This is a genomic window from Kineococcus indalonis, assembly GCF_009906395.1.
GTDB classification, from domain to species: Bacteria; Actinomycetota; Actinomycetes; order Actinomycetales; family Kineococcaceae; genus Kineococcus; species Kineococcus indalonis.
In genome coordinates, this window is record NZ_JAAALM010000211.1 from 1 (window position 1) to 6,386 (window position 6,386).

Sequence of the window (6,386 nt, forward strand, 5' to 3'; positions counted from 1 at the left end):
CGGTGCCGTCCGCGCCACCCGCCGCGCCACCCGCCGCCCGCTGGGCCGAGCTGGCCCGCGGCGACGAGCTCGACCTCGCCCTGGAGCCCGGGGAGCGGTGGTGGGGCGGGGCCGTCGCCGACGGGCGCCACGCGCCCTTCGGCACCCGCCCCCACGCCCGCGACCTGGCGCGCAACGCCGGCGCGCTCCTCCCCGTCCTCCGGGCGCGCACCGGCCCGCGAGCTGTTCACCGGCCCGCAGCGCAGCACCTGGATCGAGATGCCGTTCGCGCCCACCCAGGAGGGCGTGCTCGCCCACGCCCGCGGCCTGCTGGACGCCGGCGTGCCACCGGGCGCACTGCTGATCGACGACTGCTGGGCGCAGGACTACGGCACCTGGCGCTTCGAGCGGGCCCGCTTCCCCGACCCGGCGGCGGTGGTCGCCGAGCTGCGCGGCCACCGCCCCGAGGACGTCACCGCCTCCGGCGGCGAACCCGTGGACCTCACCGAGGCGTGGGCGCGGGTGGGCCTGCGGTACCCCTTCAACGAGTACCGCGCCTGCTGGAGGACGGCCGGCCAGCCCCTGGCGCAGCGGCTGCACGACGAGCCGCCGGCACGGGGCCCGGAGGGCATCGAGAGCCTGGTGCCCGGCTGGTGCTGCAGGGGCTGATCGGGCGCCCCCTCGGCTGCCCCGACATGGTCGGCGGCGGCGAGCTCGGCGTGGTCGGCAGAGCGGGGGCGGTGGACCAGGAGTTCTTCGTGCGGTACGCGCGGGTGGCCGCCCTGGCGCCCGTGCTGCTGGAGCTGGTCGAGCACGCCGCGAGGACCGGGGGACCCGTCGTGCGGCCCGTGGCGTGCCACGCGCAGGGGCTGGAGGACGTGCAGGACCGGTTCTTCCTGGGACCGGCCCTCTCAGGCGCCAGCGCCCCTCAGGACGCCAGCGCCCGCCAGGCCGCGCGGCGCTCGCGCTGGGCGTCCGGGTCGGCCACCGGCGCGGCCGCCACCAGCCGCTGCGTGTACGGGTGCAGCGGGCGCGCCAGCACGTCCCCGGCCGGGCCCTGCTCCACCACCCGCCCGCGGTGCATCACCGCGACCCGCTCCGCGACCCGGCTGACCACCGCCAGGTCGTGGGTGATGAACAGGCACGCGAAGCCGAAGCGCTCGCGCAGCTCGCCCAGCAGCTCCAGCACCCGGGCCTGCACCGACACGTCCAGGGCGCTGGTCGGCTCGTCGGCCACCAGCAGGTCCGGGCCCAGCGCCACGGCCCGCGCGATCGCCACCCGCTGGCGCTGCCCGCCGGACAGCTCGTGCGGGAACCGCTCGCCGTACCCGCCCGGCAGCGCCACCGCCTCCAGCAGCCGCTCCACCTCCGCGCGCAGCGCGCCCCCGCGCAGCCGCGAGTGCAGCAGCAGCGGCTCGGCCACCGAGTCCGCCACGGTGGCGCGCGGGTCCAGGGTGGAGGCGGGGTCCTGGAACACCACCCCGACCCGGCCGCGCAGCTCCCGCAGCCGCGCGCCGCGCAGGCCCTCGGGGTCCTGCCCGGCCACCTCCACCGTCCCCGCGGTGCGGCGCACCAGGCCGCTGACGCACCCGGCCAGGGTGCTCTTGCCGGAGCCGGACTCGCCGACCAGGCCCAGCACCTCCCCGCGCGCCACGTGCAGGTCCACGCCGGCGACCGCGTGCACCGCGCGGGTGCCCAACCGGCCGCCGAAGCGCACGTGCAGCCCGCGCACGGCCAGGGCGACGTCCGCGCCCGCCGGGACCTCGTCGGGCACCGAGGAGCGCGCCGGGTCGGTGCGCGCGGCGACCTGCGCGCCGCGGCGCACCGGGCCGTCCTCGCCCGCCGGCACCGCGCCGGGCACCGGCACCGGCAGCGCCGGCACCGCGGCCAGCAGCTGGCGGGTGTACTCCTCGCGCGGGGAGCGCAGGACGGCGGTGACGGTCCCGGTCTCCACCACGCGGCCCTCGCGCATCACCACGACGCGGTCGGCGAGATCGGCGACCACCCCCATGTCGTGGGTGATGAGCAGCACCGAGGCGCCGGTGCGCCCCACCAGGTCGCGCAGCAGCGCCAGCACCTCGGCCTGCACCGTCACGTCCAGCGCCGTCGTGGGCTCGTCGGCCACCAGCAGCGCCGGGCCGCCGGCCAGCGCCATGGCGATCACCACGCGCTGCAGCTGCCCGCCGGACAGCTCGTGCGGGTGGGCGCGCAGCTTGCCCGCCGGGTCCGGCAGGCGCACCTCGCCCAGCAGCTGCAGCGCCCGCGCCCGCGCCGCGGCGCGCGGGACGCGCGCGTGCGCCCGCACCGCCTCGGCGAGCTGGTCGCCGATCGTCAGCACCGGGTTCAGCGCGCTCATCGGCTCCTGGAACACCATCGCCACCTGCGCCCCGCGCACCGCGCGCAGGTCCTCCCCGCGCAGCGCGTACAGGTCCTGCCCGCGCAGCAGCGCGCGCCCGCCCACCCGCGCCGACGCCGGCAGCAGCCCCAGCAGCGACATCGCCGTGACCGTCTTGCCCGAGCCGGACTCGCCGACCACCGCGAGCACCTCCCCGGCGCCCACCGAGAAGCTCACCCCGCGCACCGCGTGCACGGCACCGGGGCCGGCGCCGAACACCACGTCGGCGTCCTGCAGCTGCAGCAGCGGGTCGGCGGGCGCCGGGGAGGACGTCACTGCGCGACCCCGGCAGCCAGGTAGTTCGGGTACGCGGGGAAGGCGCCGATGAAGAAGTTCGTCACCTTCGAGCCGCGCAGGAACGAGTTGCGCGTGTAGATCAGCGGCACCACGGGGGAGTCGGCCATGACCTGCTTGTCGATCGCCACCCACGCCGCCGCGGCCGCGTCGGGGTCCACCGCGGCCTGCGCCTGCTCGATCGCGGCGTCCACCGCCGGGTTGGAGTAGCGGGCGGAGTTGTACCCGCCGCCCCCGATCTGGTTGCTGGCGAACAGCGGCTGGATGTTGGCGTTGGCGCTGGGGAAGTCCGGCTGCCACGACGCCAGTGCCAGGTCGTACTCGTCGGGGTTCACGTCGTTGACCGCCGCGTAGTAGGCGTCGCTGTCGCGCACGTCCAGCACCACCTGGATGCCGGCCTGCGCCAGCGACGCCTGCACCGCCTGCCCCTTGGCGGCGCCGTTGTTGTCCTGGCTGACCAGCAGCCGCAGCCCGCTCAGCCCCTGCGGGAAGCCGGCGTCGGCCAGCAGCTGCTTCGCCCTGGCCGGGTCGCCCTCGGCGGGCGCGCCGTACAGGTCGAACTCCTCCCGGCCGGCGATGCCGTCGGTGATCAGCGTGGTGGCGACCTCGCCGGCCAGCGCGGCGGTGCCCGCGGAGGCGACCTGGAAACCGGCCTTGTCCACGGCGTACTGGAACGCCTTGCGCACGTTCACGTCGCGCAGCGGCCCGCGCGAGGTGTTCAGCGCCAGGAACGCCAGGGCGCCGGACTCGGAGGTCACCAGGCGGTCCTTCACCGACGGGTTCGCGGCCACCTGCGCCAGCTGCGCGGGGGAGACGAAGGAGGCGCCGAAGGCGCTCTGGTCGTCGCCGGAGTCCGCGGCCAGGCGCTGGGAGACGACGTCGGCGGACTGCCCCAGGGAGAAGACCACCGTGTCGGGCAGCGCCGGGCGCACCTCGTCGGTGTCCGCCGACCAGCGCTCGTTGCGGGTCAGCTCGATGCGCACGCCCTGCTGGTTCGCGGTCACCGCGTACGGGCCCGAGGCGATCGGCCGCAGGCCGTAGTCGGCCTCGGCGCCCTTGCCCTCCGGCACGGGCGCGAACGCCGGGGTGCTGGCGATCCAGCCCCAGTCGCCGTAGGGGCGCTCCAGGGTGAAGACGATCGTCTTCTCGTCCGGGGTGGCGATGGAGTCCAGGCGCGCGCCCTCGAACGGGCCGGCGTAGCCGTCGGCGCCGGCGAGCAGGTCCTTGTGGTACGTCAGGCCCCCGCTGAAGGCGGCGGCGAAGGAGCGCTCCAGGCCCCACTTGACGTCCTGGGCGCGGATCGGGGTGCCGTCGGAGAACAGCAGCCCGTCCTTGAGGGTGAACGTCCAGGTGCGCCCGTCATCGCCGGCGGTGCCGGTGTCCGTGGCCAGGTCGGGCACCAGCTCCGCGGGCTGCCCGGAGGTCACCCGCCACGCCGTCAGGCGCCGGTGCACCAGGCCCAGGGAGGTGATCGCCAGGCTCTGGCTCTTGGCGGGGTCGAAGTTCGTGCTCGTGGACTCCACGAGGACCGTCAGCGTGCCGCCGCGCTCGGTGGAGCCCTGGCCGGAGCCCTGCCCGGAGCGCTCCGGGTCGTTGGCGCCGCAGGCGCTGAGGAACGCGGTGCCGCCGATGCCGGCGAGGAGCGAGCCGAGCAGGAGCTGGCGGCGGTCGAGCGTCATGTCGGGGGCCTTCCTGGTGCGGACCGGTGCCGCGGGGCGCGGGACCGGGGAGTCGTGGGACGGGGCGGGCCTCACGTCAGGCGCGCCCGGGGGTCGAGGACGCCGTAGACGAGGTCCACGACGACGTTGGCGGCCACGACCGCGAACGCGGCGAACAGGGTCGTGCCCAGCAGCAGCGGCAGGTCGAGGTTGCCCACCGCGTCCAGCAACAACGAGCCGACGCCGGGCATGCCGAAGACGCGCTCGGTGATGACGGCGCCGCCGAGCAGGCCGCCCAGGTCCAGCCCGAACAGCGTCACCAGCGGCAGCGTGACGTTGCGCAGCGCGTGCTTGCCGACGACGGTGCGCTCGGGCAGGCCCTTGGCGCGCGCGGTGCGCACGTAGTCCTCGCCGAGGACCTCCAGCATCTGCCCGCGCGTCAGGCGCACGTAGACGGCGCCGTTGATGAACGCCAGCACCACCCACGGCAGCACCAGGTGCCAGGCCCAGTCCAGCGGCGACTCGCTCAGCGGCACGTAACCGCTGACCGGCACCACGTCCAGGGTGAACCCCAGCAGCAGGATGCCCAGCAGCCCCAGCAGGTACACCGGCGCGGACACGCCCACCACCGACACCGCCGAGGTCAGGTGGTCCCAGGCGGTGCCGCGCTTGAGCGCCGCCAGCACGCCCAGCGCCACCCCCGCCACGGCCCACAGCACCGCCGCGCCCACCGCCAGCGACAGCGTCACCGGCAGCCGGTCCACGATCAGGGAGGCCACCGGGGCGCTCTCCTGGAAGGAGTAGCCGAAGCACGGCGCCGCGCACTGCACCGCGGTGGCGCCGGAGCCGAAGGTGCGCCCGGTGACCACGCCGGTGAGGAAGTGCCCGAACTGCTGCCACCACGGCTCGTCGAAGCCCATGAACCCGCGCGCGCGCTCCAGCGCCTCCGGCGTGCACGGCCGCCCGCAGGACAGCTGCGCCGGGTCCGAGGGCAGCAGGTAGAACACGGCGTAGGTGACGAACGCCACGGCGACCAGGACCAGCAGCCCGCTGCCGACGCGGCTCAGCGCGTAGCGCACCCCGGCCATCAGCGCGCCCCCTGCCGGGCCGTGCGCGGGTCCAGCGCGTCGCGCAGGCCGTCGCCGAGCAGGTTGAACGCCAGCGTCGCCGCGAACAGCGCCAGGCCGGGGAAGACCAGGAACATCGGGTCGGTCTGCACCCACCCGATCGCGTCGGAGATCGACCGGCCCCAGCTCGGCGTGGGCGGGCGCACCCCCACGCCCAGGAACGACAGCGCCGCCTCCAGGCCGATGCGCTCGGGGATCGACAGCGTCGCCACGACCACCACCGGGCCCCACAGGTTCGGCAGCACCCGGCGCGTGATCGTCCGCCACGGCGGCGAGCCCATCGCCTGCGCCGCGCGCACGAAGCCCCGCCGCGTCAGCGACAGCGTGGCCGAGCGCACCACCCGCGCCACGCGCGGCCAGCCGAAGAACCCGATGACGACGACCAGCAGCAGGGTGCGCGGCACGTCCGGCGGCAGCACCGCGCCCAGGGCGACCATGAACACCAGGTACGGGAAGCCGAACACCACGTCCCCCGTCCAGCCCACGACGCGGTCCCACCAGCCGCCCAGGTAGCCGGCGCTCGCGCCGAGCACGACGCCCACCACCACCGAGACGGCGGTGGCGAGCACCCCGATGAGGAACGAGGTGCGCGCCCCGTGCGCGACGACCGCGAACAGGTCCCGGCCCGTCAGCGGCTCCACCCCGAACCAGTGGGTGGCGCTCACCCCGCCCAGCGGCCCGGCCGGCAGCCCCGAGGCGGGGTCCAACGCGGAGCGGTCGTAGGTGTAGGGGTCCTGGCCCGTGACCGCGGTGATCACCGGGGCCAGCAGGGCCAGCAGCACGAGCAGCGCCACCACGACGGCCCCGGCGGCCGCGCCGCGGTCGGTGCGCAGCGTGCGCACGAGGGCCGAGCCCAGGGAGGTGGAGCTCGCGGTGGACCGCGGGGTCGCCGCGGCGGGGGAGGGGGACACGCGTCACCTGTCGGTCAGGGGC

The 6,386-nt window shown here is 76.3% G+C and carries 5 protein-coding genes and 1 pseudogene; 1 reads left to right on the top strand and 5 read right to left on the bottom strand.

Going from position 1 to position 6,386, the window contains the following annotated elements; all coding sequences use genetic code 11:
• Positions 1–275: pseudogene (locus GTR00_RS22985) on the bottom strand (hypothetical protein); the annotation flags it as partial.
• On the opposite strand from GTR00_RS22985, the gene GTR00_RS11530 reads away from it, so the two are divergent.
• Positions 259–648: an alpha-amylase family protein gene (locus tag GTR00_RS11530; protein ID WP_166611766.1), complete on the top strand. Its 390-nt coding sequence runs from the start codon at positions 259–261 to the stop codon at positions 646–648. The pseudogene GTR00_RS22985 and the gene GTR00_RS11530 sit on opposite strands and share 17 nt — an antisense overlap.
• Before the next feature lie 259 nt (positions 649–907).
• Here GTR00_RS11530 and GTR00_RS11535 read toward each other — a convergent pair whose 3' ends face one another.
• The 4 genes from GTR00_RS11535 to GTR00_RS11550 form a co-directional block, all read right to left on the bottom strand.
• Positions 908–2,650, bottom strand: coding sequence for a dipeptide ABC transporter ATP-binding protein (locus tag GTR00_RS11535; RefSeq protein WP_166611767.1), 1,743 nt, complete (start codon positions 2,648–2,650; stop codon positions 908–910).
• Positions 2,647–4,347 (bottom strand): ABC transporter substrate-binding protein, encoded by a 1,701-nt coding sequence (locus GTR00_RS11540; protein ID WP_166611768.1) that lies wholly within the window; start codon positions 4,345–4,347, stop codon positions 2,647–2,649. The genes GTR00_RS11535 and GTR00_RS11540 overlap by 4 nt, the downstream gene beginning before the upstream one ends.
• 71 nt (positions 4,348–4,418) lie before the next feature.
• Positions 4,419–5,414 carry an ABC transporter permease gene (locus GTR00_RS11545; RefSeq protein WP_166611769.1) on the bottom strand — a complete coding sequence of 332 codons (996 nt, stop codon included), beginning with the start codon at positions 5,412–5,414 and terminating at the stop codon, positions 4,419–4,421.
• Positions 5,414–6,364, bottom strand: coding sequence for an ABC transporter permease (locus GTR00_RS11550; protein ID WP_323132412.1), 951 nt, complete (start codon positions 6,362–6,364; stop codon positions 5,414–5,416). Before GTR00_RS11550 ends, GTR00_RS11545 begins: the two co-directional genes overlap by 1 nt.
• Positions 6,365–6,386 lie beyond the last annotated feature (22 nt).

Excerpts from the sequence above, each read along its gene's own strand:
- GTR00_RS11530 (WP_166611766.1), top strand. The coding sequence starts at position 259 with ATGCCGTTCGCGCCCACCCAGGAGGGCGTGCTCGCCCACGCCCGCGGC.
- GTR00_RS11540 (WP_166611768.1), bottom strand. The coding sequence starts at position 4,347 with ATGACGCTCGACCGCCGCCAGCTCCTGCTCGGCTCGCTCCTCGCCGGC.
- GTR00_RS11545 (WP_166611769.1), bottom strand. The coding sequence starts at position 5,414 with ATGGCCGGGGTGCGCTACGCGCTGAGCCGCGTCGGCAGCGGGCTGCTG.